This is a genomic window from Arthrobacter sp. UYCu723, assembly GCF_054059215.1.
This window is the reverse complement of record NZ_JBSSBW010000001.1, coordinates 1,166,355-1,190,183: the sequence shown is the minus strand read 5'-3', so window position 1 is coordinate 1,190,183 and position 23,829 is coordinate 1,166,355. Positions and strand designations below refer to the sequence as shown.

The window sequence follows — 23,829 nt, the reverse complement described above, 5'->3', positions numbered from 1 at the left end:
GAGCTGTGACGGACAAACTGGGAAGAGGGCCGATCCACTATGCCGCCATCGATGTCATGCCCGCTTCCGGAGGCTACCTCTAGACCGCGAACGGGCCGTCGGCACCGACGGCCGCGTCGGCGAAGCGCTCACCGATGCGACGGTGGCCGGGGGGATCCGGGTGGAGCTGGTCTGGCAGCGGAAGCTCGACAACATCTGCTTCACCGAAGAGAGAGCGCCCATCGATGTAGTGCAGATTCGGGTCGTCGACCGCTCTCTGCGCAACGATGCGGATTAGTTCGTCGCGGATGATGTTCAGCCTCAGCCGGGTACGGTCCCGGGCCTGGGAAGCGCAGGATGACAGTCGGCGGATCAATGACAGGATCCGGACCATCGGCCAGGACTTCGCCGCCGAACAGCCGTTCCTGGCACCGTTGCCGGCAGAGGAATTTGATCCGGGCCTGGTGCTGACACCCAGGGTGGACCGGTCCTCGATGGTGGGGAGGACCACCGCGCGGAAAAGTACCGCTAAGCATCAAAATGACCAAAGTTGGAGCGGCTTTTCCTGACCGCGATGGGAAGCCTTGTTCAGCATGAGCAGTCACCCAAACGTCCGTAGGCGTTGCATTGGCCCGGACACGGCACGCTTTACAGCTCTGACCTGCGGAAACGTTTCAAGTGCAGAAGTGTATGGCGAACGAACGTTACCCGACACCGCCAACAGTCTTAGCGTCGGATATTTCACGAATTCACAAGCCACCCCAAGTGGTACAGAACTGGCGAGCACGAAGCTGGCGTCACGCAGTTTCTGGTTGCAGATCCGGACGGGTACTCGATTCGATTCCAAGCGTCCCTGGGACAAAGACTTGTCTCTCCAGGACCGAAATAGGTATCCATCGAGGAGCCACCGGGGAAGAAGACGCGGCGGAAACGACCGGTTGTGAGACAACGGGCCAGTGGCGGAACACTGCAGGCCTCCTGGCTCGCACGGGGCGCGGTCTGCCCCGACCGCGCCCCGGCAATACCGGGCCCGGATCCCCAGCGGCCCGGAAGCCTTGGTCTGCAGAGCGAGGAGAGTGTTGCCAACCGTTCCGTGCTGCACGCTCCGCTCCCCGCGCTGGCCGGGAGTGCCGAGGGAGCGAGTACCCGCTACTCGTGACAGAGAGACAACCGTGTCCTATGATGCAGGCGCCGGAAAGATCCGGCGCCTGAAGCGGCCGGTCTCGCCGCGCCGGGCTTCACCGCCCCAATAAACACCGGGGACACAATTTCCGGGGAGAGACCCATGAAAAAAACCCTGCTCGCGTTCGCCACAGCCATCGCACTGATGTTCGCCGCCCCGATGGTCGCAACAGCCACCACATCGATCAACAACAACAGCAACAACAGCAGCAGCAACAGCAGCAGCAACAGCAACAGCAACAAGAACAACAGCAACAACAACAAGAACAACAACAAGAACAACAAGAACAAGAACAACAACAACAAGAACAAGAACAACAACAACAACAACAAGAAGGCCCCGGCCCCGGTCTGCCAGAGCGGCACGCCGCCACCTTCCAACCAGTACCCGGGTGTACTCGTAGTGGCAACCAGTTTCGAATCCGGAACGCTGAAGGGATTTATTGCCAGCACGTCGGGGACCGGGACAGCCTCTGTCACCTCCGACCAGCACCATTCAAGGGGCTGCGCGGCCTTCCTGCACGTCACGGATGAGTCAGGCTCGGTGGCAAACATGTCAGCAACCCTGCCGGGAGGCTCCTCGGGCGCCTACGCCGACGGCTGGTTCAACATCACCACGGCGGGCAACGTAGGAAACAACGTCCCGTATTTCCGGTTCTTCAATGGTGGCATCCGTGTGGCCGATGTTTTCCGGGACAACGGCAACGGCCAGCTGTGGCTGCGCGTAGCGTCCCCTTCGGGCACTTACGGGTACACCAACCTTGGACTGGCGGTACAGCTCGGCTCCTGGCACAAGGTGGTGATGCACGTGGTGGCCAACGGTGCCGCCTCCACCGTTGAGGTCTGGTTCGACGCCAGGCTCCTCTACAGCAACCAGGTCAGCACAGGGTTCACGACGCTGACCCGGGTGCAGCTGGGAGCGGAGCACCCCCGGCAGGTGGGCGACAGCTATATCGACGATGTCATTATCAAAGCTTCATAACGCCGCTGCCCTACGCGGACTGGCTACCGGGGCATGTGGGCTGAGATCCCGCCGGAAGAAGCCCGAACCTGACCAGCTGGAAGGGACGTTCAGCAGGGTGGAGGAAGTCGAACTCGAGGTCGATGTACTCGTCTTCGAGAATGGCGTCCGTGATGACGGCGATCTGGCTGTCATCACGTTCCGGGTAGTCGATCGGAGCAGCCCATGACGAAACTGATCGGCTACGCACGCGTTTCGACGCGGCAGCAAGTCCACCGACCGGCAGCAGGCGGACCTTCTGGCCGCCGGCGTCCGACGCGATGACCTCTACGTGGATCACGGTGTATCTGGGGCGCGAGCCTCACGACCCCAGTTCGATCGAGTACTCGACGCGCTGATCGACGGAGACACCCTCGTGATCACGACGCTGGATCGGCTCGGGCGATCCACCCAGAACATGCTCGCCTTCGCTGACGAACTCCGCGGTCGAGGCGCGGGCCTGCGCGTCTTGAACCTTGGCGGTGGCGACGTCGACACCGCAACACCCATGGGGTCGATGCTTTTCACGCTCATGGCCGCCCTCGCGCAGATGGAACACGAGATCAAACGCGAACGCGTCACCGACTCCATCAGTAAACGCAGAGAAGCCGGAAAGGACCTCGGCGGCCGACCCCGTCGGATCACCGACAGTCAGATTCGAAGCGCTGTCCGCCTGGTCGAAGGCGGCGAGCCCGCTGCGCAGGTTGCCCGCGATCTCGGGAATGTCACGCGCAACGTTTTATAGACGGTCGCGAGCACTCACCGACTAGCCGCTCTGCGCGTCCTCCCGGAAGGCGACAGCCAGCGATCACAGAACGCCGCCAAAGAGCATCCAACTCCACCCGCCACGGCGCAACGGTGCTGACCGCTGCGGACCACAAACGCCCCGCCGGAGGAATCCTCCGGCGGGGCGTTTGTGGTCTTCGCGGAAAACGTCCCGGCCTGGCCGGGGGTGCTTTCCTGAGTGCTTAGAGCGGGCGGATGTTCTCAGCCTGCGGGCCCTTCGGGCCCTGGGTGACGTCGAACTCGACCTTCTGGTTCTCGTCCAGTGAGCGGTAGCCGCTGCTGGAGATTGCCGAGTAGTGGGCGAAAACGTCGGCTGACCCGTCATCCGGGGCAATGAAGCCAAAACCCTTTTCGGCGTTGAACCATTTAACTGTGCCTGTAGCCATGCCATTATCCTTCTGAAATGCTGCTGATCTCCGGCGGCCCTGGGGCCAACGGCTGCGGAGACATTCGTCCGCTGTCCCCCAACGTACGGGTCGGCGGGCCGCGGTGCAAGAGGCCACCGGGGCCATTTTGTTCCGGATGGAGACCATGGTCAGGGCACGATGGCCACAATCCCGGTCATTGTCCCCTCCCGGAGGAAGCTGAAATGCTCGCCGCCCGCCTGGAGGCGCGGGTCCGGCAGGCCCGGCGCGCCGATGAAGTCATCGTGGTGGACAACGGACGTTACGGCCGAGGTCTGTGCGGCGGAAACTCCCCGCGCCGTCACTGGCGGACAGTGCCGGCGGATCCGTCCACGGTGACAGTCTGGCCGGTGCGCAGCCGCGTGGTGGCCTCAGGCACGCCCACGACGGCGGGGATGCCGTATTCGCGGGCCACAACGGCCCCGTGCGAGATGACCCCGCCCATTTCCATGACAAGGGCACCGGCGGTCAGGAACAAGGGGGTCCACCCCGGGTCGGTGGAGGGGGCTACCAGGATTTCGCCGGGTTCGAGGTGGGCGCCCACCGGGTCCAGAATCACCCTCACCCTTCCGGTGGCCGTGCCGGCCGAGGCCGGTGTGCCGGACAAGCCATCGGGGGCCGGGGACTTCGCCATCATTGCCGCCTCCACGTCTGTGCCGTCGGACAGCAGGACCCGGGGGATATGCCGCCGTCGCAGTTCCACGTCGTAGAGCCGGCGGCGGTCCGCGACCAGGCCCCATAAATCGGCGCCGCGCAGTCCGACGCGGATCTCATCGAAGTCCAGGAAGAAGACGTCGTCCTGGCTCGCCACGCTGCCGGTCGCGGCCAGCTCGGCGCCGACCGTGGCGAGCTGCCGGTGCATTTCTGCCAGCGCCATCACGATGTAGAACTTGGGCAGTTCCCGCAGCCCTGACAGCTCCCGGGCCCGGCGCAGGCACAGTTCCAGGAGGCGCGCCCGCCAGCGGCCGCGGGCCCGCGCACGCTCCACGAGGCTGTGGATCCGGTCCTCGGCGTGTTCTGCCGCCCGGGCGAACTGCCGGTCCGGAGCCTGTTCGGGATCCTCTACCCGCAGATAGTTGGAGATCATGCCGAGGATATGGTCCGACTGCTCCGACCACCGCGGCATGCCGAGATCGATTTCTGCTACGGCGCGGTGACCGTAACGCGCAAGGAAGCTCCGGACGCCGGCCTGCGCCGGCGCGGGCAGGCCGCCGGCCCGGAAGATCCCGGCGAGCTCGTCGGGGCGTTTCGCCAGAAAGGCCTCGCGTGCAGCCGGATCGGCGCCGATGGAGACCGCCAGCTCCCAGAGTTCAAGATCCATCTCGGTGGTCACGTTGTTCGGCAGCCCACGCAGCACCGCTTCGAGTTCGCGCGGCTGGGCAATTCCGCGCAGCAGCCTTCGCGCCGCGGCCAGCATGATGTAGCCGATCGATGGGCCCGGCAGGGTGGCCTGGATCAGTCCGTCGACCGTCCCGTCCAGGATGTTCTGGGCGTAGTCGAGCCGCTGGAAAGGCGTGGCAGGCTCGGGCAGCGCCAGCTCCGCTTCGAGCAGCTTTCCATACGCCTTCGCCCGGCGCAGTTCCGCCTCCGGACGGAGTGCAGCCCCGATGAGCGCCGGTACTAACTTCAGTATCAGGCCAAGACTCGCGGTCACCGCTGTACTCCGGACTTGCCAGGCACGGCCGGACCGCTTCGCCTGGGCCGGGAACTTTCGGGAGTTCTTGATAACCCGGAATCTCGGGTCCTCCAACAGCGCCGGAAAAACGGCCGCGGATCTCCCGTCCGCCAGCGGCAGAAACCTCAGCAGGTAGCGACGGCCGAGCCTGCTGCGCACTACGGACGTCAGGTCCACATACATGCGCAGCCCGGGGTTGACGTACTTCCAGGGCCCCTGCCGCATCCCGCCGAGGACCGAGAGCCCCAGCGGCGTGATCGGCCGGGTCAGCCCCTGGAGCAGGGTGCCGCACAAATACACCCGGGTTCCGCCGTCGGCAGCCGCGCCCGCCGATTCCCTGGCTGACGGGTCCGGCAGCGGATACAGCGTGGTGATCGGCCGGGACTGGGTCAGCCAGATCGTGCCCGAAGCATCGATGACCCACTCCACATCCTGCGGGGCGTCGAAAAGGCGCTGGACCGCGTCGCCCAGCGAGGTGAGCTCGCTCAGCTGCGCGTCGCTGAGGCTTGGTTGCCGGCCGTGTTCCGGGCCGCCCGCCGTGCGGTGCAGGACCCAGGCCGTGGCGGTGTCCAGCACGAAGTGGTCAGGATTGACCGCCCCGGAGACGACGGCCTGCCCGGGGCCGGGGCTGGCGTCGATGACCGTCTCAGTCCTCGTTCCGGTGACGGGATTGGCGGTGAACAGGACGCCAGCGGTGACGGCATCCGCGACCCGTTGGACGACGACGGCGAGGCCGACGTCACGGTGGCTGATCCCGGTGGCCGAGCGGTAGGCGACCGCCCGCTCGCTCCAGAGGGAGGCCCAGCAGCGGCGGACGGCGTCGATCACGGCGTCGGCGCCGACAATGTCCAGATAGGAGTCCTGCTGGCCGGCGAAACTGGCGAACGGCAGGTCCTCCGCCGTGGCTGAGGACCGAACAGCGACGGCGGGCTCGTCGCCCGGGGCGGCTCCAAGCCCGGCGTAGGCCGCGCGGAGTGCGGCGTCCACCTCGGGCGGGACCGGCGATGACCCGACCAGGTCCCTGGCGCGCTCCGCCGTCCCGGCCTGCGCCGTCCTGGGCTCCACCGTTCCGTCCTGGACAGTCCCATGCGCCACAGCCCGGGCAGCCGCCGTATCGAGTTGCTCCGCCAGCGCTGCCAGTTCTCCCGGCGCCGCCAGCTCGTAGGCCTCTGTTGTCAAGCAGAACCCGGACGGGACCGGAAAGCCGGCTGCCAGGAGCTTGCCGAGGTTTAGGGCCTTACCGCCCACGAGGCGCAAGGCGACTGAGCCGGCCTCTTGGAGGTCCACCACGAAGGGGGCAACCAGGAGCCCGTCCGCCGCATCTCTGACCGGGGGAGTCCGGTCTGCAGCAACCATTTCCCGCTCCTATTCCCGCTCCTAGGCAGTGTCCGCGGCCTCGCCGGTGTCCTCCCACAAGACGTCCAGATTGCGGAAGACAGGAGGACTGTCGCACAGGGCGGCCATCTTCGCGGCGAAGTCGGAGGTTTCCGGCCGGCTGGAATTTTCCATGGCCGACTCATAGGACTCGAACTCGACGATCGTGAAATAGGTTCCGGGGTGGTCGCGGTCCGCGGTGGCCAGGATCCGGCCGAACGTCGGTGCGGTGCTTCCCTCCGTCCTGGACGGCCGGCCGAGTTCTTCAATTTCCTCGATCCGGGAGGACTGAAATTCGATGATCTGCACAAACCTTGCCATGACGGCTCCTCGACGGCGGCGCTGCTGATGCGGCTCACGCTAGACCTGCTGTGTTAGCAGTGCAAGAGGTGCGGCCAGAGCGCTGCGGGAGCCCCGCGCCGCCGTCGTCGGAAGTCCCGAACGGAGCCCGGCTAGGGCGTCAGCAGGACCTTGATCGCGCGCCGTTCGTCCATGGCGCGGTACGCCTCGGGCGCCTCCTCCAACGGCATGACGACGTCGAACACCCGGCCCGGATTGATGGTTCCGGCGAGCACGTCCGCGAGCAGTTCGGGGATGTAGGTCCGGGCCGGCGCCATGCCGCCGGCGATCGAGATGTTGGTGTCGAAGAGGTAGCGCAGCGGGGCTTCGGCGCCGCCGGTCGGGACGCCGACAAAGCCCAGGGCGCCGCCCGGGCGGACGCTGTGCAGGGCCTGCTCCATCGATTCCTTGGTCCCGACGCACTCGAGCACGGAGTCGGCCAGCACACCGCCGAGCAGTTCGCGGACCTTCGCGACGCCTTCTTCGCCGCGTTGCGCGACGATGTCCGTCGCCCCGAACTCGCGGGCAATGGCCTGGCGGTCCGCATGCCGGGACATGGCGATGATCCGCCCCGCCCCGAGCCGCTTTGCCGCCAGCACGCCGCAGAGCCCCACGGCGCCGTCGCCCACCACGACGACGGTCCTGCCGGGGCCGGCCTTCGCGGCGAGGGCCGCGTGGTGGCCGGTGGCCATCACATCGGAGAGCGTCAGCAGGCTCGCGAGCAGGGCGTCGTCCGGTTCGGTGACACCCGGGACCTTAACGAGGGTGGACTCTGCCAGCGGCACGCGGACCGCCTGGCCCTGGCCGCCGTCGATCGCCAAGCCCGTGTCATCCTTGCCGCCCCAGCCGGCCAGGTGGTCGCAGGCCACGGTGACGCCGTTGAGGCACTGCGGGCATTTGCCGCAGCTGACCACGAAGGGCGCGATCACGAAGTCGCCCACGGCCAGGCCGCTGACCTCCGCGCCGACGCTTTCCACCGTGCCGACGAATTCGTGCCCGATCGCGGAGGGCTTATGGGTGGGCCTGACGCCGCGGTACGGCCACAGGTCCGAGCCGCAGACGCAGGATGCCGTGACCTTCACGACGACGTCGGTGGGCAGCTGCACGGTGGGGTAGTCCCGGTCTTCGACCCGGATGTCCCCGGGGCCGTGGATGATGGTGGCGCGCATGACGGCTCCTGGAGTGGGGGGTGGGTTACCTACGAGTCTATCCGCGCGGCGCCTGCCGCCCCGGCAGGCGCCGCAACTTGGCCAGGGTTGGCTAGCGCATCCCCTCCCGGCGAATCGCGGTGGCGATGGCCGCGGCCCGGGTCTCCACGCCCAGCTTGGCGTAGATGTGTGCCAGATGGGTCTTGACCGTGGCCTCGGAGATGAAAAGCCGCTGGCCGAGCTCCCGGTTGCTGAGCCCCTCCGTCAGGAGGCCCAGCAGCTCCGCCTCACGCGGCGTCAGGACCTCGTCCGGATTCCGCAGCTGCTGGAACAGCCGGGAGGCCACCGGTGCGCTCATGACGCTCTTGCCCTGGACCGCGCCGCGGACGGCAGCGAAGATCTCCTCCGGTGCTGCGTCCTTGAGCAGGTAGCCCATGGCCCCGGCATCCACCGCCCGGACAATGTCGGCGTCGGAATCGTAGGTGGTGAACACCAGTACCGCCTGTTTGCCGTTGCGCCGGCGGAGTTGCTTGATGGCCTCGATGCCGTCCATGCCGGCACCCATGGCGAGGTCCATCATCACCACTGCGGGGGAGTGCTCCTCCACCGCCATCAGGGCTTCCTCGCCGGAGGCGGCCTCGGCCACGACGGCGATATCCGGCTGCGTTCCCAGCAGGGCCTTGAGCCCGCTGCGGACCACCAGGTGGTCGTCCACCAGCAGCACAGTAATGGGACTCACCGATCCTCCTCCGCGGGCAGTTGTGCGGCCACAATCGTCCCTTCGCCCGGGGTGCTTTCCACCGAGAAGACGCCACCCAGCTGCTCCACCCGCTGTCGCATGGCCCGCAGGCCGTAGCCTCCCGCTTTCGACGGCGGGGCCAGCGACGACAGGTCAAAGCCGATGCCGTCGTCGTACATGTCCAGCGTGACGGCGCAAGGCAGGTAACCGAGCGTCACCGTGACGTGGGTGGCCGAAGCGTGCAGTTTGATGTTTGCAGCGGCGCTCTGGACCACCCGCAGCAGGGCATGCCGGACATCGGGCGGAACCGGGCGTGGCTCACCGGTGACCAGCAGTCTGGCGCCCGGGACATAGAGCGTCGCCGCCTGAAACACTGCGTCCGGCAGGGCTGAAGCCTCCAGGCCGGGCGAGGCCAGTTCGTGGACCAGGCTGCGGGTATCGGACAGGTTCTGGCGCAGCATCCCGCTGGCGCGGCGCACGTCCTCCTGCGCAGCGGGGCTGGGCCAGGATCTATTGGCGGCTTCGAGGAGGAGCAGGCTGCTGGCGAGGCCCTGCGTCACGGTGTCGTGGATTTCACGGGACACGCGCTCGCGCTCCTCGATGGTGCCGGCCCTGCGCTCGCTGGCCGCCAGCCTGCCCTGGGCCAGGGAAACCTCGGCGTGCAGGCGGCGCTGCTCCCCGGCGTCGTGCTCGATGCGGTCGTAGATCAGGGTCAGCATGACGCCCACGGCCAGCGGCCCCAGCAGCATGGCGACATCGCTGCCGCCGCCGAGCCGGAACAGTCCGACGGCGGTGGCCGCCGCCGTCGCGCCTCCCGCCAGGTACGCCACCCAGCCGGCGAACGCCGTCCGGCACAGGAAGAACACGGCGAACGAGCACCACGCGAAGCTGGGCGCGGCGATGACCAGGACCGCCCACAGTGCCGCGAGCACAAACATCCACAGCGCCCACGGCCGCCTGCGCTGCGCAAGGACCGCGATCACCGCATAGAGCCCACACACCGCTGCGGCCAGCGCCAGGATCCATACGTTGTCTGCCGGGCTGTGCCGCATCACGTAGCGGACCGCCGACGCCACCATCAGCACGGCGAAACCGAGATGGACGACGGCGTCAATCCGGCCGCCAGGCCAGCCGTCCGCCGCGCGGTGGTTCTGCAGGGTGGCCGATGCGTTGTCCTGGGCAGGTTCCGGGGGTCTGGCTGGTGCTGAAGAAGGCATGGGGTGTCCGGTTCCGGTGGATGGAGTGCTACCCCCATGCTAGGGCCCGCGTCGTTGCTGGTCTCTCAGCCTTTTGGCTGACACGGCAAGCCCGATGGCGGAGGCGGGTGCAGACGAACGCCCGATGCCAGGACCGGGGCCAGCCGAAAGGATGGACGTATGCCCAGGGGCACGGCCCCGCAACCGCATTCCGAGGAGAAACCCATGAAGAAATCCAACAAGACTGCTGCCATCGCCGCTGCCGGAGCGTTGCTCCTGATAGGGGGCGTCACCGCAGCGGCCAACGCCGGTACCGTTCCGGTTGCGTCAGCACCCGTAGCTGCCCCGGCGGCGGTTCCGGCGGCGGTTCCGGCGGCGGTTCCCGCCGTCGATCTCCAGCCGGGTCCTGAAACCGTGGTGGCCCAGAACCGCATCAGCGTGGGCGCCTCTGCGGCCGCCGTCAACGCTGCCCTGGCCAAGTGCCAGGCCGACAAGTTGCCGTTCGTCACGGTCGCCTTGGTGGACCGCTTCGGTACTGTCCAGGCCCTGCTCCGCGGCGACAACGCGGCGGAGCACACCATCGAAGCCGCCCAGCAGAAGGCTTACACGGCCGCCGCCTTCGGGACGCCCACGAGTGAGCTGGCCAAGCGGATCAACGGAAACGGACCCAGCATCGCTGACCTCCCCGGCACGCTTTTCCTGGCCGGCGGAGTCCCCCTTAAGGTCAATGGAGTGTCGGTGGCAGGCATCGGTGTGGGCGGCGCTCCCGACGGCATGCTGGACGAAGCCTGCGCAACAGCAGGCGCCGGTGCCATCGCCGGAACCGCCAAGTAGGCTCTGATTCATGACGTGGTTCAATGCTCCCGGCCGGCGCCATGGTCTGCCGGCACTGGCCGGGGCAGCGGCATTCGCCGTGCTGCTCACGGGCTGCACCTCCGAAGGCGGGACGGCGGCGGCCCCGCAACCGTCGTCCGCAGTCCCCTCAACGAGCCCGACGGCGGCAGCCGCCTCACCGGCGACGGCAACCACAGGGAGTACCCGCCCGGCGCTTTCCCCGGAGGCCCAAATGGAGCTGGATCAGCGGCTGATTCTCGCGGCCAAAGCCAACGATCTGCCGCTCGTGACGCAACTGATCCGGGCCGGAGGAGACGTCAATGCCAAGGACGGAATCCAGGACTCGGCGTTCCTCTATGCGGGGGCGGAGGGCTTCAATGAGATCCTGCAGCTGACGCTCGCCAGCGGCGCCGATGTTGTCAGCACCAACCGTTACGGCGGCACCGGGCTCATCCCGGCGAGCGAACACGGCCACGTGGAAACGGTACGGATTCTCATTGCTGCCGGGGTGCCGGTGAACCACGTCAACAACCTGGGCTGGACCGCCATGCAGGAAGCCATCCTGCTGAACAGTGGCGGCCTCAGGCAACAGGACGTGGTCCGGCAGCTGCTCGACGCCGGTGCGGACCCGGGCATCCGGGATCCTCAAGGCCGCACGGCGCTGGAGAACGCCGAACGGCTGGGCTTCGGCGAGATCGCTGCCCTGATCCGGGCCCGCTGACCGGGCGCGCCGCTTGGGCTACGTTCCGGCGAGCACGTCCTCGAACAACTCCACGTATTTCCGCGTCATCGCCTCCGCGCTGAAACGGGTTTCGACGGCGGACCGGCAGCCATGCCGGTCCAGGCCTGACGCACGCTGCAGGCAGATGGCCAGTTCATCGGTACCCGCGGCGAGGAAACCGGTGACTCCGTGCTCGATGATTTCCGGTGCGGAGCCCCGCGGAGTGGCCACAACGGGGGTGCCGGCGGCCAGCGCCTCGATCATGACCATTCCAAAGGGTTCGTCCCACTTCACAGGGTTGAGCAGCGCGACGGCATTGCCCAGCAGGGCGAACTTTCCGACGGCGTCCAGTTCTCCGAGGAACTCTTCATCAGGCCCGAGCAAGGGGGCGACCACGGAGCGGAAATAATCCACTTCCGCCGGGGCGCTCATTTTTGCGGCGATCTTGAGCCGGATTCCCGCTCTGCGGGCCACCGCTATGGCCTCAGCGATGCCTTTGCACGGCGCCATTCGGCCCAGAAAACACGCGTAGCCGCCGGCTCCGGTACCGGGTGGAACAGTTGCGGGATCGATGCCGTGGTGGATGACCCGTCGAATTTTCACGTCCGGGGCGCTGTTTGCCTGGTGCTGCGAGATGGCCACCAGTGACACGTCCCGGCTGAAGGCTTCATATACCCGGCACAGCGCCGGCGTCATGTCCGAATGAATGGTGCTGACCACTGGAATCCCGGGTGGGCGGTGCCGGTACAACGGTCCCGCCAGGGTGTGGTCATGGATGATATCGACGTCGTCCAGTCCGGCGTAGGCCCTGATCACGTGCGGCAGCTCTGAGCTTGTTCTGCCCATGGCGGCACGCTCCGCCCGGGCGAAACCGCCGATCCGTTCGACCGGGCAGGTGCTGTCGGCCGCCGCGGCAAGCACCACGCTGTGCCCGGCCGCCGCCAGCGAGGTGGCCAGCGCATGGATCATCGCCTCTGTTCCGCCGTAGCCCGGGGGCGGGACGGGGATCCATGGTGGAGCTATCAGTCCTATCCGCAAGATGCGCTCCTGCTCGAGGTTTAGCCTGTCTTGTCCAGCTTCTCGGCGAGCTCGACCAGATCGGCAAGGGGGGGACGTGTCCCGCGGTGGAACGTCATGCCCGGCGGGAGCCCCTCGATCGTGGCCTGGCTGCCGGTCACGTCGATGGTGATCCGGCCATCGCCTATGGGGCAGTTGGTGATGTGGACCCGGCCCCAGGACTCCGGCAGCACAGGGTCCATCCACATACCGTTCATGGAGACGTGGGGGTCATAGCGCAGCAGTGTGCGCAGCAGATGCACCGGGGTGGTGGCAGCCCAGGCCTGGGGCGAGCAAGCCGTCGGGTAAGGCACCGGTTCCGGGAAATCAGCGCGGTCAAATCCGCAGAACAATTCAGGCAAGCGGTGGTCCGTGAAATCCGCGGCCTCAGTAAGCCCGAGGGCAACCCGCCGGGCCTCGTCCACAAATCCGTACCTCATCAGGCCCGTAGCAATCATCGCGTTGTCATGCGGCCACACGGATCCGTTGTGGTAGCTCGCCGGGTTGTAGGCGCCCATATCCGTGGCCAGGGTGCGGATCCCCCAGCCGCTGAACATTTCCGGCGACATCAGCCGGGCAGCCACCTGGGGCGCCTTGTCGGCGTCGATAATCCCGTTCCACAAGCAGTGCCCCATGTTGGAGGCACAGGCATCCACAGGTCTCTTGTCCCGGTCCAGGGCGATGGCGTAGTAGCCGCGGCCCGGCAGCCAGAACTGTTCGTTGAATTGCTTTTTTAGCCGCGCCGCGCGTTCCCGCAACTCCCGCGCCAAAGCCAGGTCCCCGGCGTCGTACGCCATCCACGCCCGGGCGATGTAGGCGCCGTACACGTAACCCTGCACTTCGCAGAGGGCGATCGGCGGCTCTGCCATGCGGCCGTCCGCGAAATTTATGCCGTCCCAGGAATCCTTCCATCCCTGATTGATCAGCCCCTGGTTGTTGAGCCGCTGATATTCCACAAAGCCGTCGCCGTCGCGGTCCCCGTAGTCCCGGATCCATTCCAGCGCCCTGTCAGCGTTGGGCAGCAGTGCGGCCACCTGGTCCGCGGCGAGGCCCCAGCGGCTGACTTCGCCGAGCAGCGTGACGAACAACGGCGTGGCATCGGCCGTGCCGTAGTAGGCGGACTTGCCGCCCAGTGCCAGGCCCGTGCTGACGCCCAGCCGGACCTCATGGAGGATCCGGCCGGGCTGCTCTTCGGTCAGCGCGTCCACCACGTTGCCCTGCCTTTCGGCCAGCGTCTGCAAGGTGTCCAGGGCCAGCGACGGGTCCACAGGCAGCGCCATATAGGACGAGAGAAGCGAATCGCGGCCGAAGAGGGCCATGAACCATGGAGCACCCGCCGCGACGACGGTCCGGTCCGGATGCAGCGGGTCCTCGATCTGGAGGGCGCCGATGTCATCATGGCTGCGCTGCAGGGTGCGGGCAATCGACACGTTGCTGACGTGCATCGCGGGGATCTTCCGGATCCACTCCTGGCGCCGTATTTCCGCAGGCGAGGTGCCGGTTGCCTGGCGCTGGAAGGGCGCGGGCGTTTCGGCTGCATCCAGTAGCGGCGATACCGTCACCCTTGTTTGCCACTGGCCGTGCGGCGGCACCACGGTGCGGTAGCCCAGGCCTTCGTGGCTAAAAGTCGCGTGGGGAGCCCGCAGGACAACCCCCTTGTGAATTCCCCGCCAGACGCCCTGGATGGTGAGGGAGCCGCCTTCCGGGTGCCGGGACTGGTCCCAGTACCGGATGATCCGGGCGTCCTTCACCTCAAAGAGGTCCGCGAAGTCCGCGTCCATCGCCAGTTCCACCACGCACACGGCAGGCTCGCGGGAATGGTTCCGGACGGTGATCTCCTCCAGGATGCCCGCGCCCACCTCGCGGTTTCGTTCCACGATCAAAGGGCTGTCCGCTTGGCCGGCTGCCCGGGCCGGACGGCCGATGAAGACGGCCCGGTACGGTTCGAGGGCGCGGGCGGCCAGCGGCTCCAAAGTCACATCATTGATCGTCAGTCTCCAGCGGGAGACGATCCGGGTGTCCTCATGGAACACACCATGGGGGCGGTCTGAGTACATGTCGCCGGCCAGGCCGGAAATGCAGAAGTTCGAGCCATCCACAAGTGTCACCGTGGCCCCCAGGGGGCCAGCCGCGTTGTCAGCATTCCATCCAGCCATCCCTGGCTCCTTTGACGCTAATCCGGTAGGCAACGCTGCGGGGCCCGTTCCTGGGGACCCCAAGGTGGATCAGAAGGGCTGCCGCCGCGGATCGATCAGTCGTGGGATCTTCGTCCTCATCGGTCTCCAACGGAGCCTGATGGGCAACAAATCTGTCATGAACGAATCTGTCATGGCGGACCTCCACCAGGAGCACGTTGGTTCTATGACCCTACGCTTGTGGTTCTGTGGACGCTAGACCTGCGAAACCCACCTCATATCTCTAGACCGCTTCGAGCACGCTGACGTAGTTGGCGATGCCCACGCCGCCCATGTTCTGCACCGCGGCGCGGCGGGGGTTGGCGAGCTGCATGGCTCCGGCGGTGCCGGTGAGCTGCATCGCCGCGACGACGTGCTGGGACACGCCGGTGGCGCCCACCGGGTGGCCCTTGGCCTTGAGGCCGCCGGAGATGTTGATGGGCAGCCGGCCGTCCTTGAAGACCCAGCCTTCCTCGACGGCGCGGGAACCCTGGCCGGGTTCGGTCAGCCCCATGGCCTCGTACATCAGCAGTTCGGCGATGGTGAAGCAGTCGTGCACCTCCGCGAAGTCCAGCTCCTCCAGCCCGACGCCGGCCATCGCCAGCGCGCGCTGCCAGGACACCCGCGTGGCGGCGAAGGCGGTCGGGTCCCGGCGTTCGGCGGGGAAGAAGTCGTTCGCCTGGCCGAAGCCGGCGAGCCGGACCGGGTCGGTGGCCCCGTTGGTGGGGGAGGTGCTGATCACGACGGCGGCGGCGCCGTCGGACACGGGGGAGCAGTCGGTGCGGCGCAGCGGATCGGCCACCATCGGGTTCTTGTCCGAGACCGTGCGGCAGAACTCCTCGCCGAGGTCTTTGCGGAGCTGCGCGTAGGGGTTGTCGACGCCGTTGCGGTGGTTCTTCGCGGCGATGGTGCCCAGCACATCGCTGACAGGCCCGTAGCGCTTCTCGTAGTGCTTGGCCACCTCCGCGAACAGCCCGGTGAACCCGGTGGTGGAGGCCTTGCCGGCCATGTCGTAGTCCGCGCCCAGGAGGGCAGCGCCCACGACGTCGGCGCCGGCCTGGGTCATTTTCTCGGCACCGATCACGAGGACCGTCTTGGCCGTGCCGGCCAGCAGCGACTTGGTGCCCTGCTGGAACGCGGCCGAGCCCGAGGCGCAGGCGTTCTCGACCCGGGTGGACGGTACGTTGGCCAGCTGGTCGGAGACCTGCAGCGCCAGCGAGGAGGGGAAGGCCAGTGGCATCATGCCGGAGTTGAACTGGCCGAGGTAGATCTCGTCGATCTGGCCGGGCTCGATGCCGGCGTTGCCGATTGCCTCGGTGGCGACCTGGACGGTCAGGGACTCCAGGGTCTCGTCCGTCAGCTTGCCGAAGCGGCTGTGTCCCCAGCCGGTGAGCAGGACATCCTTGCCGAACTGTTCGCGCAGGCTCATGCTGAGGCTCCTTCGAATTCTGTTGTCTCTTCGGGTACTTCAAGTACTTCCAGTGCGACGTCGAACTCCGTCTCGGTCTTCTCCCGGATCTCCGCCACGGTGACGCCCGGGGCGAGGCGCGTGAGCGTGAGCTGCCGGCCGCCGGCTGTTTCGTGTTCATGCTTCACGAGGTCAAAGACGGCGAGGTCGCTGATGATCCGGTCAACGCAGCTCAGGCCGGTGAGGGGCAGGGTGCATTCCTTTACGATCTTGGCGGTGCCGTCCTTGGCGTTGTGCTCGGTGAGGACCACCACGCGGGGCGTGCCGGCGACGAGGTCCATGGCACCGCCCATGCCTTTGACCATCTTGCCGGGGATGGTCCAGTTGGCGAGGTCGCCGTCGCCGGAGACCTGCATGGCGCCCAGGATCGCGACCTTCACGTGCCCGCCGCGGATCATGCCGAACGACGTGGCGGAGTCGAAGATGCTGCCGCCGGGCAGCACCGTGACGGTCTGCTTGCCGGCGTTGATGAGGTCCGCGTCCTCCTCGCCTTCGTAAGGGAACGGGCCCATGCCGAGCAAACCGTTCTCGCTCTGCAGGACGACGCGGACGCCCTCGGGCAGGTTGTTGGCGACCAGCGTGGGGATGCCGATGCCAAGGTTGACGTAATCGCCGTCGTTCAGTTCTTCGGCCGCGATCGCAGCCATTTCATTCCGGGTCCAGGACATGATGATTCTCCTCAGGTGGTGTGGGGGCGGCGGTTCAGGCCGGTACTGTTCAGGCCGGTACGACGGCGGGCGCTGCTTCTGCGGCGACCGGGCGCTCGCGGACCGTCCGCTGTTCGATGTCCTTGACCCGGCCGCCGGCCTGCACGAGGCGCTGGACAAAGACGCCGGGGGTGATGATGTGGTTCGGATCGAGCGTGCCGGGTTCGACGATCACCTCGGCCTCCGCGACGGTCACGGCGCCCGCGGTGGCCACCACGGGGTTGAAGTTCTGGGCGGTGTAGCGGTAGATCAGGTTGCCGTCGGTGTCCGCGGTGTGCGCGTGGACCAGGGCGACGTCGGCCCTGATGGCGCGTTCCTGGACGAAAGTCTCGCCGTCGAACTCGGCGAGCGGCTTGCCCTCGGCGACGAGGGTGCCGACGCCGGTCTTGGTGTAGAAGGCGGGGATGCCGGCGCCGCCGGCGCGCAGGCGCTCGGCGAGGGTGCCCTGCGGGGTGAACTCCACTTCCAGCTGGCCGGCAAGGTACTGCTCGGCGAAGAGCTTGTTCTCCCCGACATAGGAGGCGATGACCTTGCGGACCTGGCCGGCCTCGATCAGAACGCCGAGGCCCTTGCCGTCCACGCCCATGTTGTTGGACACGACCGTGAGGTCCTTGACGCCGGAATTGCGAACGGCCTCGATCAGATCCGCCGGGATCCCGCTGAGGCCGAAGCCGCCTACGGCGAGCGTCATGCCGTCCCGCAGTACGCCCTGCAGTGCGGCAGCCGCCCCGGATTTCACCTTTGACATTGCATCTCCTCGTTGAGCGGTCAGGAGCGGCCGGACACGTTCCCGCCGGCTCGATCCACGTTGTGGACTGTTCGTCTGAGGAAGGAGCCTATGGCGTGTCGTGGGCCACTGTCAACGCCGTTATTCCGCTACATTTGGCCCATTTCTACAGTGTGGACGCTAGGATGGGCAGTGTCCATAATATGGATAATTTGAGGAATCCTGAGGTGAAAGATGAACTCCGTACCTGTCCAGGGCGCCCAGGTGGTCAGCCGCGTCGCGGCGTTGTTGAGGATTGTGGGACGCAAGCCCGAGGGCTCCCCGCTGACGGCACTGGTCCGGGAATCGGGCCTCACCCGTCCCACCGTGCACCGGCTGCTCAGCTCCCTGGCAGCCGAAGGGCTGCTGGACCAGGAACCGGGCAGCGGCAACTGGGTGTTGGGGCCGGAGATTCTGTTGATGGGCTCCGTGGCCTCGGCGCGGTTTCCCCTGGAAGATATCGCCAGGCCCAGCCTCCGGCGGCTGGCCGGGGAGACCGGGGAAAGCGCGTTCTTCTCCATCCGCCGCGGCGCCGAAACGGTGTGCCTGCTGCGGGAGGAGGGAAGCTTCCCGGTACGTTCCTTCGTACTGCACGAAGGCGTGCGCTTCCCGCTCGGAGTCGCCTCCGCCGGCACCGCCATCATGGCGTTCCTGCCCCCGGAGGAACAGGAGGAGCTGCTGGCCCACTGGGCCGCGCACGCCGGCAGCTTCGCGGCGGCCCATACCGAGGCGCTGGTCCGGACGAACCTGGAAGCGACGCGCCAGGCAGGCTATTCGGTCAATCCGGGGCTGGTGCTGGAAGGCAGCTGGGGGATGGGCGCCGCGGTTTTCGACCAGCGCGGACACCCCGCCTGGGCCCTGTCCCTGACCGGCATCGAGCCGCGCTTCCGGGCGGAGCGGCAGGCGCAGCTGGGCCGCCTGCTGATGGACGAAGCCCACCGGATCTCGACCCTGCTGCAGGGCACCGGGTAGGCCGGCCATTGCCCGCAGTCTCGACAAAACATGGGCCGCGGAGCACCATGAGAACTGCATGTGAAACCGCATAACCGTTTATGCCCGGCAGCGGGCCCGTTTCCGGCGGCTTCCTGCCCACCCGGTCCTGGGTGGTTGAGGGAGCGGATGAAGCCTGGCGGAAGCGCACCCTTCCGGCCCCGGCCGCCGTCGTGGTCTACGGCGTCCGTGAAATATACCAGGCCGGTAGCCGGCCGTTCACCCAGCGTCAAAGGAGTGAGTCTCGTGGCTCCTCATGCAGAAATCTTGTCTATGCCGCGTCTGTTGCGCGTTCTTGTCGCCTCCCTCGCAGCCGTGTTGTTGCCGGTGGCCCTCAGTGGCGCCGCCGTCGCCGACGGCGGTAAGCCAGCCCGCACTTGGACTGTCCAGGTCGGTTCCGAATCCTCCGACCAAGCGATCCAGGGCATGGCGTTCCTGCCCGAGAACATCTACGTCAACGCGGGTGACAAAGTCACCTGGAAGGCGAACGCGGCGGAAATCCACACGGTGACGTTCCTGGCGGCCGGCCAGTCATTGGAGTCCACCCAGCCTTTCAACCCGGCGCTTGACGCGAATATCCATCAGCAGGGCGGAAAGAGCTATGACGGGCAGTCCTATTACAACTCAGGCGTCATGACCAATGTGTCAAACAGCGGTTTTGACCAGACCAAGGAATACTCGCTGAAATTCCCGGACACGGGTGAATTCACCTACTACTGCCTGGTGCACGGGATGGCCATGAAGGGGACGGTCCACGTCCGGGAGGCCGGAACCGAGTACCCCTACAGCCAGTCCGAATATGACCACCAGGCCCACAAGCAGGAGCGGAAGATCCTGCGCGACGGAGAAAAGCAATGGGAGGCTGCCCGCGAGCATGTGGACCAGGCGGACCAGCCCACGGTGATCGCCGGCACGGACAACGGAACCGCCATGGTGATGCGGTTTGTGCACCGGGAGATCAAGATCCACGTCGGTGACAGCGTGACGTTCGTGAATAACGGCATGGGTGCCCCGCACACCGTCACGTTCGGCACGGAGCCGGCCGATCCCTTTGCGGAAGTTGGCGACCCGGCCGGCTTCACGGGCGGGGATCTCAGCTCAGGACTGATGCCTCCGGGCAGCTGGTTCAAAGTGACCTTCAAGAAGGCCGGGGACTTCGACTACATCTGCGCCCTGCACGACTTCATGGGCATGGTGGGCACAGTGGAAGTCCGCGACTGATCACTTCTCGTTTTGCCGTCGCGGGGCACTTTGACACGGACACGCCGCCCAATTGCGGGTGGACCACAGCATCACGGCTCAAAGTGCCCCGCGACGACGCCCCGTTGGGGCCCTACTACTTCCACCAGGTGTCGTTGATGGTGACCGGGACGGTGCGCTTGTGCCGGGTGCTGAGGTATTTCTGCTCGATGAGCTCGGCGGCGCCCTCGGTGACGTCCCGGCCCTCCAGATAGTCATCGATCTGGTCATAGCTGAGGCCTAGCTCGTCCTCATCCGTCCGGCCAGGCGCGCCGTCCAGCAGGTCCGCCGTCGGCACCTTTTCCCAGACGCGGGCCTGGGCGCCCAGGTGGGCCAGCAGGGCGCGGTTCTGCCGCTTGTTGAGCCCGAAAAGCGGGAGGATGTCGGCACCGCCGTCTCCATACTTGGTGAAGAACCCGGTCACGGACTCGGCGCCGTGGTCCGTGCCGATCACCAGATAGTTGTACTCACCGGCCAGGGCATACTGCGCGGTCATGCGGGCCCTGGCCTTTGTGTTTCCCTTGTGGAAATCGGAGATAGCGGCACCAGCGGTCTTTTCGAACTCGGACTCGAACGCCTCCACGGCCGGGGCGATGTTGAATGTCAACTCGGTTTCGGCGCCAATGAAGTCCAGTGCCGCCTGGGCGTCTTCTTCGTCGTGCTGGAAGCCGTGGGGGAGCCGGACGGCCAGGAACTTCGCCTCCACGCCCTCGGTTTGCAGTTCCTCGACCGCCAGTTGGGCCAGGCGTCCGGCCAGGGATGAATCGAGGCCGCCCGAGATGCCCAGGACGAATCCGTTAGTCCGGGTTGCCTTGAGGTATTCCTTCAGGAACGTGACGCGTTTGCGCACCTCCCCGGCGGGGTCGATCCGGGGCTGCACGCCCATTTCTTCAATGATCTTCGCCTGGAGTTCACGCATGACTCAAAGCCTAGCCAGCGGTGTCAACCGGGCTCAATTGTTGCGGGCGGAATGGCACCGGCGCGGCGCGTGCCGGCGCTGCGCAAAATACCGGGCGCGGCCCGGATCCGGATCCCGGCAGCACCCGTGCATTTCCGCAGCGCCGGTGCGAATCCGCAGCGAAAACAGCTGCCGAAAACCATTCCCCAAAACCGCTGCCACCCGGCGTCGCGCAGGCGTACCGTGGGGCCATGGAAACTACCGGATGCGCTGTGGTGGGCGGCGGTCCCGCCGGCATGATGCTCGGCCTGCTGCTGGCACGGGCCGGGGTGAAGGTGACCGTGCTGGAGAAGCACGCCGACTTCCTGCGGGACTTCCGCGGCGACACCGTGCACCCCTCCACCATCCGCCTGATCGACGAACTCGGGCTGGGGGAGGAATTCCGCCGGCTGCCGCAGAGCCGCTTGAGGAATGTGGCCTTTCCGGTGCCGGGCGGACCGCCCGTGACCATGGGCGACTTTGACACCCTGCCTGCGCCCTACAATTACGTCGCCATGATGCCGCAGTGGGACTTCCTGAACTTCCTTGCCGATGCCGCCGCCAGGGAACCGGGGTTCACCCTGCTCATGAGCCACGCCGCCACGGGGTTGGTGCGCAACGGCGGGCGGGTCCGGGGCATCCGCGTCCGGACACCCGATGGCGCCGAGGACGAACTCCTGGCGGACCTGGTCATCGCCACGGACGGGCGGCACTCCACGCTCCGCAGCGCGGCCGGGCTCGCCCCGAAGGAGTTCCCCGTGCCGTTCGACGCCTGGTGGTTCCGGCTGCCCCGCTATCCCTCCGAGCACGGTGCGGTTGCAGGGATCGTCCCGGCGTTCGGCCGGGGCGAGGCACTGGTGGCCCTTCTCCGCAACGACTACTACCAGATGGGCTATCTCGCGCCGAAGGGCACGGACGCCCGGATCCGTGCCGAAGGCCTCGAGGGCTTCCGACGGCGGATCGCGGCACTCCGTCCAGACCTCGCCAGCCGGGTGGACGCCATCTCCTCGCTCGAGGATCTGCACTGGCTGGACGTCCGCCTGGACCGGCTCCGTTCATGGCACATCAACGGCCTGCTCTGCATCGGCGACGCCGCCCACGCCATGTCCCCGGCGGGCGGGGTCGGGATCAACCTCGCCATCCAGGACGCCGTGGCCGCCGCGGAGTGCCTCGCCCCCGCGCTCCTCCGCGGCCGGGTGACCGTTGAGGATCTGGTGAAAGTCGAACGACGGCGGCGCATGCCCACCGTCGTCGTGCAGACCGTCCAGCGGCTGATGCACCGCGCGCTCTTCGCGCCCATCATGACCGGGAAGAAGTCACGGCTGCCCTCCGCCGTGCTGTATGTGGGCCGGCGCGTCCCGGCGGCCCGGCGCATCATCCCCCGGTTCATCGCGTTCGGACCGCGGCCCGAACATGCTCCCGCGTTTGCCCGCCGCGCCCAACGGACGTCGACGTAGCACCGGCAGCCGGCTGGGAAAACGGACCCGGCTGAGCACTAAACTGGGACCCATGACTGCCACCCCTGACACTGCCGCTGCCCGCGCCCGCCTGCTGGAACTCATCAAGGAACTGGCCGTGGTCCGCGGCAAGGTCATCCTCTCCAGCGGCGCCGAGGCCGATTACTACATCGACCTGCGCCGCATCACCCTGCACCACGAGGCGTCGAAGCTGGTAGGTCAGGTCATGCTCTCGCTGCTGGCCGACGCCGGGATCGACTTTGAGTGCGCCGGCGGCCTCACCATGGGGGCGGACCCCGTCGGTACCGCCGTGATGCACGCCGCCACCGACGCCGGCCGTCCCGTCGATGCCTTCGTCGTCCGCAAAGCGCAGAAGTCCTACGGCATGGGCCGCCAGGTGGAGGGCCCCTCCGTCGAAGGCCGCAAGGTGCTGGTCCTGGAGGACACTTCCACAACGGGCGGCTCCGCACTGACCGCCGTCGAGGGCGTCCGCAAGGCCGGCGGCAACGTGGTGGCCGTGGCAGTGATCGTGGACCGCGCTACCGGTGCCAAGGAAAAGATCGAAGCCGAGGCCGGCGTTCCCTACCTGTTCGCCTTCGGCAAGGACGAACTCGGCCTCGCGTAGGCTATCTATGCTTCAGCGCAGCACTCATTGTTCCCGTCGGCCGGGCACCATCACTGCGCCGGAAGCCCAAGGACCGAACCGGCGAAGGAGCTGGCGTGGACACGCGAAAGCTGAAGTATTTTCTGGCCGTCGTTGACCACGCCGGGTTCAATCGCGCGGCCGAGCATCTCCTCATCGCCCAGCCCTCCCTCTCCCAGACCATCGCCGGACTGGAAAAGGAGCTTGGCGTGCCGCTCTTCCACCGCATCGGCCGCCGGGCGGTCCTCAGCGAAGCGGGCAAGGAACTCGTCGGACCGGCCCGGCTGGTGATGCGCGATCTTGATGCCGCACAGTCCGCGGTGCAGGCACTCAGGGGTGTGCGCAGCGGCCGGCTGGACATCATCACTATGCCCTCGCCCGGGATCGAGCCGCTGACCTCAATGATCGCCGGCTTCACCCGGCAGCACCCTTCCGTCCGTCTAAACGTCAGCGCCGCATTCACGCCGGAGGAAGTCATCGAGTCAGTCCGGACCGGCAGCACCGAGATCGGCCTTGCCGGAGCCTCCACTCCGATCCGCGTGCCGGGTGTCCAGGTTTTGGAGCTGGAGCGCCAGCCGCTGATCCTCATCGTCAACCCCCAGGCCGACACTTTCAGCCCCGGGGAGGAGGCCATCCAGCGCGAAGACCTGGGCGGCCACCGGCTGATAGCCAGCCAGCGGGGATCACTGATGCGCTGGCTGGTTGACGATGCACTGGCGCACGGCGTCGATACGGAAATCGTCGTCGAGGTTGCGCACCGCACCTCGATCCTGCCCTTGGTGCTGGCCGGCGTCGGGCACGCGGTGATGCCGTCCTCCTGGGCGCCGTTGGCGCACAGGTCAGGGCTGCGGACTTTGCTGATCGAACCGGTGTCCCACTTGGATGTGGCGATCCTGAGCCGGAAGGAAGACCTGACACCGGCGGCCCGGGCGTTCCTGAAAGTGGCGGAACTGCACGTGGAAGCCGGGCCGGAAAATGCGCCCCCGCCGGTTCGATCAATAGGCTGAGCCTATTT

The 23,829-nt window shown here is 67.0% G+C and carries 23 protein-coding genes and 1 pseudogene; 9 read left to right on the top strand and 15 right to left on the bottom strand.

Translation table 11 applies throughout. The annotated features are described in order from the left end of the window. Positions 1-79: 79 nt before the first annotated feature. The gene (locus ACVWZ8_RS05370) at positions 80-490 is read right to left on the bottom strand and encodes an SGNH/GDSL hydrolase family protein (RefSeq protein ID WP_426975852.1); all 411 of its coding nucleotides are present in this window, start codon (positions 488-490) and stop codon (positions 80-82) included. Positions 491-1,264: 774 nt separating this feature from the next. Here ACVWZ8_RS05370 and ACVWZ8_RS05365 point away from each other — a divergent pair. Beyond that, positions 1,265-2,143: a hypothetical protein gene (locus ACVWZ8_RS05365; protein WP_456504028.1), complete on the top strand. Its 879-nt coding sequence runs from the start codon at positions 1,265-1,267 to the stop codon at positions 2,141-2,143. Between the two features lie 10 nt (positions 2,144-2,153). Here the strand turns inward: ACVWZ8_RS05365 and ACVWZ8_RS05360 are convergent, their stop codons facing one another. Next, a complete protein-coding gene (locus ACVWZ8_RS05360; RefSeq protein WP_426975854.1) occupies positions 2,154-2,372 on the bottom strand; it encodes a hypothetical protein in 219 nt (72 codons plus the stop codon). Here ACVWZ8_RS05360 and ACVWZ8_RS05355 point away from each other — a divergent pair. Next, positions 2,348-2,931, top strand: a pseudogene (locus ACVWZ8_RS05355) (recombinase family protein). The gene ACVWZ8_RS05360 and the pseudogene ACVWZ8_RS05355 sit on opposite strands and share 25 nt — an antisense overlap. A gap of 198 nt (positions 2,932-3,129) precedes the next feature. On the opposite strand, the gene ACVWZ8_RS05350 reads toward ACVWZ8_RS05355, so the two are convergent. The 7 genes from ACVWZ8_RS05350 to ACVWZ8_RS05320 all read right to left on the bottom strand — a co-directional run bounded on the left by ACVWZ8_RS05350 (position 3,130) and on the right by ACVWZ8_RS05320 (position 9,843). Then, positions 3,130-3,333 carry a cold-shock protein gene (locus ACVWZ8_RS05350; protein ID WP_069950491.1) on the bottom strand — a complete coding sequence of 68 codons (204 nt, stop codon included), beginning with the start codon at positions 3,331-3,333 and terminating at the stop codon, positions 3,130-3,132. Positions 3,334-3,482: 149 nt separating this feature from the next. Continuing rightward, complete coding sequence (locus tag ACVWZ8_RS05345; protein WP_456504027.1) at positions 3,483-3,656, bottom strand: hypothetical protein; 174 nt, start codon at positions 3,654-3,656, stop codon at positions 3,483-3,485. Further along, on the bottom strand, positions 3,653-6,382 hold the full coding sequence (locus tag ACVWZ8_RS05340) for a PEP/pyruvate-binding domain-containing protein (protein ID WP_456504026.1): 2,730 nt from the start codon (positions 6,380-6,382) through the stop codon (positions 3,653-3,655). The genes ACVWZ8_RS05345 and ACVWZ8_RS05340 overlap by 4 nt, the downstream gene beginning before the upstream one ends. A gap of 21 nt (positions 6,383-6,403) precedes the next feature. After that, the gene (locus tag ACVWZ8_RS05335; protein ID WP_426975856.1) at positions 6,404-6,721 is read right to left on the bottom strand and encodes a hypothetical protein; all 318 of its coding nucleotides are present in this window, start codon (positions 6,719-6,721) and stop codon (positions 6,404-6,406) included. A 131-nt stretch (positions 6,722-6,852) separates the two neighbouring features. Continuing rightward, a complete protein-coding gene (locus ACVWZ8_RS05330; RefSeq protein WP_456504025.1) occupies positions 6,853-7,908 on the bottom strand; it encodes a zinc-dependent alcohol dehydrogenase family protein in 1,056 nt (351 codons plus the stop codon). 91 nt (positions 7,909-7,999) lie between these two features. After that, positions 8,000-8,626 (bottom strand): response regulator, encoded by a 627-nt coding sequence (locus tag ACVWZ8_RS05325; RefSeq protein ID WP_426975858.1) that lies wholly within the window; start codon positions 8,624-8,626, stop codon positions 8,000-8,002. Then, positions 8,623-9,843 (bottom strand): sensor histidine kinase, encoded by a 1,221-nt coding sequence (locus ACVWZ8_RS05320; protein ID WP_456504024.1) that lies wholly within the window; start codon positions 9,841-9,843, stop codon positions 8,623-8,625. Before ACVWZ8_RS05320 ends, ACVWZ8_RS05325 begins: the two co-directional genes overlap by 4 nt. A 204-nt stretch (positions 9,844-10,047) precedes the next feature. Between ACVWZ8_RS05320 and ACVWZ8_RS05315 the strand changes: the two genes are divergently transcribed. After that, positions 10,048-10,656 carry a GlcG/HbpS family heme-binding protein gene (locus ACVWZ8_RS05315; RefSeq protein ID WP_456504023.1) on the top strand — a complete coding sequence of 203 codons (609 nt, stop codon included), beginning with the start codon at positions 10,048-10,050 and terminating at the stop codon, positions 10,654-10,656. Positions 10,657-10,666: 10 nt separating this feature from the next. Beyond that, complete coding sequence (locus tag ACVWZ8_RS05310) at positions 10,667-11,377, top strand: ankyrin repeat domain-containing protein (RefSeq protein WP_456504022.1); 711 nt, start codon at positions 10,667-10,669, stop codon at positions 11,375-11,377. Positions 11,378-11,395: 18 nt separating this feature from the next. Here ACVWZ8_RS05310 and ACVWZ8_RS05305 read toward each other — a convergent pair whose 3' ends face one another. The 5 genes from ACVWZ8_RS05305 to ACVWZ8_RS05285 form a co-directional block, all read right to left on the bottom strand. Beyond that, positions 11,396-12,415, bottom strand: a complete 1,020-nt coding sequence (locus tag ACVWZ8_RS05305; protein ID WP_456504021.1) for a glycosyltransferase family 4 protein — start codon at positions 12,413-12,415, stop codon at positions 11,396-11,398. A gap of 20 nt (positions 12,416-12,435) precedes the next feature. Next, entirely contained in the window at positions 12,436-14,589 is a 2,154-nt protein-coding gene (locus ACVWZ8_RS05300) for an amylo-alpha-1,6-glucosidase (RefSeq protein ID WP_456504020.1), read from the bottom strand. A gap of 262 nt (positions 14,590-14,851) precedes the next feature. Beyond that, a complete protein-coding gene (locus ACVWZ8_RS05295; protein WP_456504019.1) occupies positions 14,852-16,036 on the bottom strand; it encodes an acetyl-CoA acetyltransferase in 1,185 nt (394 codons plus the stop codon). Beyond that, on the bottom strand, positions 16,033-16,743 hold the full coding sequence (locus ACVWZ8_RS05290; protein WP_456504018.1) for a CoA transferase subunit B: 711 nt from the start codon (positions 16,741-16,743) through the stop codon (positions 16,033-16,035). The genes ACVWZ8_RS05295 and ACVWZ8_RS05290 overlap by 4 nt, the downstream gene beginning before the upstream one ends. Positions 16,744-16,792: 49 nt before the next feature. Then, on the bottom strand, positions 16,793-17,530 hold the full coding sequence (locus tag ACVWZ8_RS05285; protein WP_426975866.1) for a CoA transferase subunit A: 738 nt from the start codon (positions 17,528-17,530) through the stop codon (positions 16,793-16,795). 213 nt (positions 17,531-17,743) lie between these two features. Here ACVWZ8_RS05285 and ACVWZ8_RS05280 point away from each other — a divergent pair, with 213 nt between their 5' ends. Then, the gene (locus ACVWZ8_RS05280) at positions 17,744-18,520 is read left to right on the top strand and encodes an IclR family transcriptional regulator (RefSeq protein WP_426975867.1); all 777 of its coding nucleotides are present in this window, start codon (positions 17,744-17,746) and stop codon (positions 18,518-18,520) included. A gap of 264 nt (positions 18,521-18,784) precedes the next feature. Next, positions 18,785-19,759 carry a plastocyanin/azurin family copper-binding protein gene (locus tag ACVWZ8_RS05275; RefSeq protein WP_456504017.1) on the top strand — a complete coding sequence of 325 codons (975 nt, stop codon included), beginning with the start codon at positions 18,785-18,787 and terminating at the stop codon, positions 19,757-19,759. A gap of 115 nt (positions 19,760-19,874) precedes the next feature. Here ACVWZ8_RS05275 and nadE read toward each other — a convergent pair whose 3' ends face one another. Then, positions 19,875-20,696 carry an ammonia-dependent NAD(+) synthetase gene (gene nadE, locus ACVWZ8_RS05270; RefSeq protein ID WP_426975869.1) on the bottom strand — a complete coding sequence of 274 codons (822 nt, stop codon included), beginning with the start codon at positions 20,694-20,696 and terminating at the stop codon, positions 19,875-19,877. Between the two features lie 230 nt (positions 20,697-20,926). Here nadE and ACVWZ8_RS05265 point away from each other — a divergent pair, with 230 nt between their 5' ends. The 3 genes from ACVWZ8_RS05265 to ACVWZ8_RS05255 all read left to right on the top strand — a co-directional run bounded on the left by ACVWZ8_RS05265 (position 20,927) and on the right by ACVWZ8_RS05255 (position 23,821). Beyond that, entirely contained in the window at positions 20,927-22,171 is a 1,245-nt protein-coding gene (locus ACVWZ8_RS05265) for an FAD-dependent oxidoreductase (RefSeq protein ID WP_426975870.1), read from the top strand. 52 nt (positions 22,172-22,223) lie between these two features. Further along, positions 22,224-22,796 (top strand): orotate phosphoribosyltransferase, encoded by a 573-nt coding sequence (pyrE, locus tag ACVWZ8_RS05260; RefSeq protein WP_426975871.1) that lies wholly within the window; start codon positions 22,224-22,226, stop codon positions 22,794-22,796. 95 nt (positions 22,797-22,891) lie between these two features. Then, complete coding sequence (locus ACVWZ8_RS05255; RefSeq protein ID WP_456504016.1) at positions 22,892-23,821, top strand: LysR family transcriptional regulator; 930 nt, start codon at positions 22,892-22,894, stop codon at positions 23,819-23,821. Positions 23,822-23,829: the final 8 nt, after the last annotated feature.